Annotated in this window: 1 protein-coding gene; it reads right to left on the reverse strand. The window is 63.6% G+C overall.

The features are described 5' to 3' along the window. Position 1: 1 nt before the first annotated feature. Positions 2 to 1,373 (reverse strand): ABC transporter substrate-binding protein (locus tag EYB28_RS19610; RefSeq protein ID WP_304599264.1); only part of this gene is annotated, 1,372 nt, incomplete at its 5' end.

Below are 1,373 nucleotides of genomic sequence, written 5' to 3' on the forward strand. Positions count from 1 at the left end.
TTCACATGACCTGTTCGAGGCCGGCTTGCAGGGTCTGGAGGATCTGCTCGGCGCTGCCCTCGGCCTGGATGACTTCCTGTGCCCACTGGGTGATGGCCTGCCCGCCGTCGATCGCGTTGATCTCGGGGAACGGTTCACTCGCCAGCTGGGTCAGGTTCCGACCCACCGGCAGCCACTCCTCGGTGGCCTTGACCAGGTTGGGCTGGTCCTGAACCTCGGGCAGATCCAGGATGCTCTGACGCACCGGGACCTTGTTCAGCACGCCCTGCTTCCAGTAGTCGGCCATCGCGTCCAGGTAGTAGACCGCGAAGTCCTCGACCACCTCCAGGTCCCAGTCCCCGGTGTAGAGCATCAGGTCCGAGGTGTACGCCATCGTGCCCTTGGTCCCGTTCGGACTCGACAACGGACTACCCAACGTGATGTCAGCCTTCAGCTGCTCGTCCTCGAAAGAGTTCGCGATGTCCGGCGGCAGGATCGACATCGCCGCAGCACCCGCGGCGAACTGGTCGTTCACGTTCGCCACCGTGTAGCTCACGCTGCCCGGATCCATGATCCCGTCCCTGGACAACTTGATCAGGAACTCCACGGCCTCCACGTTCAGGTCCGTCACACACTCCGGCTCACCAGCAGCGTTGAACAAGCCACCACCGTTGTTGAAGACGAACGACAAAAACGTCTGGTACGCGTTCCCCCCGGCACCACCCGAGGCGATCATCCCGTACACGCCGTTCTTCTTCAGCGCCACACCCGCCTGGTACAGGTCGTCCCAACTGCGCGGCTCGTCCACACCCGCCGCCTCCAGCAACGACTTGCGATACCAGAACAGTCGAGAGTCCACGTTCCACGGCAACGCCGTGTACGCACCCTGATACTTGAAAGCATCGATCGTGCCCGGCAGGAAGTCACCCAACTGCCCGGCCGACTCCAGCTTCGCGATCACCCCGTCAGCTGGATGGATCGCGTCCTGAACGTAGTACTGCAACGACTGGAACGCCCCACCCGTCGAGATCGCCGGCCCCGTACCCGCCGCGATCGCCGAGCTGAACGTCTGCAACCACCCGTCCCAACTGATCGACTGATACTGCGCCGAACCCCCCGAGAACCCACCCGTGATCTCCTGCCCAGCAGCCAGATAATCCGGCCCCGGCGAACCCCACGGCATGTCCCAGAACGCGAACGACGACGACCCCCCACCCGACGACGAACCCGAACCACCCGAGCACGCCGCCACCAGAGCAACCCCCGCCACAGCGAGAGAACCCCCCAGGAACTTCCGCCGGGACAACCCGTCAGGAACCACAGGCTCAGACATCACACTCTCCCTCGAGCATCGTTGCATCAGGACGCCACCAAACTGGTGAACCGGTTTTCCA

Source organism: Isoptericola sp. BMS4 (assembly GCF_011634835.1).
Taxonomy (GTDB): Bacteria; Actinomycetota; Actinomycetes; order Actinomycetales; family Cellulomonadaceae; genus Isoptericola.